Origin of the sequence: Streptomyces sp. NPDC058459, assembly GCF_042721685.1 — a bacterium.
Lineage (GTDB): Bacteria > Actinomycetota > Actinomycetes > Streptomycetales > Streptomycetaceae > Streptomyces.
The window spans coordinates 1-1,567 of record NZ_JBHXLV010000411.1 but is presented as its reverse complement, the minus strand read 5'-3'; the positions used below and the strand labels follow the sequence as shown (position 1 = coordinate 1,567).

The window sequence follows — 1,567 nt, the reverse complement described above, 5'->3', positions numbered from 1 at the left end:
GCGCGTCCGCCGGCCCGTGCCGCGCCCGCGGGACGTGCCGGTGCCGCCGCTCGCCGCGCCCGGCTGGGACCGGCTCTCGGGCTTGCGGCCCTGGCCGCCCGTGGCCTCGGTGGCGGCACCGGCCGGACGGCGCCGGCGGCCGGACCGGCCACCGCCCTCCGACCCGGCACCGGACCTGCGGGCCGGACGCGCCTTCGGCGGCGTCGGCTCCGGGGCGGCGATGACGATGGCCACGCCGGAGGGCTCGCGGGCGCCGGTGATGGTGACCAGCTCCGGGGCGCTGGACGTGACGCGGGCGGTCTTCGGGCGGATGCCGGCGGCCGACATCAGCTGGGTGACCTCACGCTTCTGCTCGGGCAGCACCAGCGTGACCACGCTGCCGGAACCACCGGCGCGGGCGGTACGGCCACCGCGGTGGAGGTAGTCCTTGTGGTCGGTCGGCGGGTCGACGTTCACCACGAGGTCGAGGTCGTCGATGTGTATGCCGCGCGCCGCGACGTTCGTCGCCACGAGCGCGGTGATCTCGCCGGTCTTGAACTGCTCCAGGGCGCGGTTGCGCTGCGGCTGGGAGCGGCCGCCGTGCAGGGCGGCGGCGCGGACCCCGACCGACAGCAGCCGCTTGGCGAGCCGGTCGGCGGAGCGCTTGGTGTCCAGGAACAGGATGACCCGGCCGTCACGGGCCGCGATGCGGGTGGTGACGGCCTTCTTGTCGGTCTCGTCCTGGAGATGGAGCACATGGTGCTCCATCGTGGTGACCGCCCCGGCGGACGGGTCCACCGAGTGCACCACGGGGTCGGTCAGGAACCGCTGCACCAGCTTGTCGATGTTCCGGTCCAGGGTGGCCGAGAACAGCATGCGCTGGCCGTCGGGGCGCACCTGCTGGATCAGCTTGGTGATCTGCGGCAGGAAGCCCATGTCCGTCATCTGGTCGGCCTCGTCCAGCACCGTGATACGGACGTCGTGCAGCACGCAGTCGCCGCGCTCCACCAGGTCGTTGAGCCGGCCGGGGCTCGCCACCAGCACCTCGGCGCCGCGCCGGAGCGTGGCGGCCTGCTTGGTGATGGACAGCCCGCCGACCACGGTGGCCATCCGGAGGTTGACCGCCGTCGCGTACGGGGTCAGCGCGTCGGTCACCTGCTGGGCCAGCTCGCGGGTGGGCACCAGGATCAGGGAGAGGGGAGCCCTGGGCTCCGCGCGCTGTCCGGCCGTGCGGGCCAGGAGGGCGAGGCCGAAGGCGAGGGTCTTGCCGGAGCCGGTACGGCCTCGGCCCAGGAGGTCGCGGCCCGCCAGCGAGTTCGGCAGGGTGGCGGCCTGGATGGGGAAGGGGGTGGTCACCCCTTGAGCGGTGAGTGTCTTCAGCAGTGCCGCGGGCATGTCGAGGTCGGCGAACTCAGCGACGGCGGGCAGTGCGGGCGTCGTGCTCTCCGGCAGGCGGAATTCCTGGGGAGTCTGGGGAGCCGACGAGGGCCGTGACGGCGACGAGCCGCGGTTCGGCTTCTGATACCTGCGGGGCATGCGGTTACTGCCTTCCTCAACACAGCACAAACCGGGGTCCGCACCATGACGG

Annotated in this window: 1 protein-coding gene; it reads right to left on the bottom strand. The window is 73.5% G+C overall.

From position 1 onward, the window contains the following. Positions 1-1,515 (bottom strand): DEAD/DEAH box helicase (locus tag ACFWN1_RS33195; RefSeq protein ID WP_384370465.1); only part of this gene is annotated, 1,515 nt, incomplete at its 3' end. Positions 1,516-1,567 lie beyond the last annotated feature (52 nt).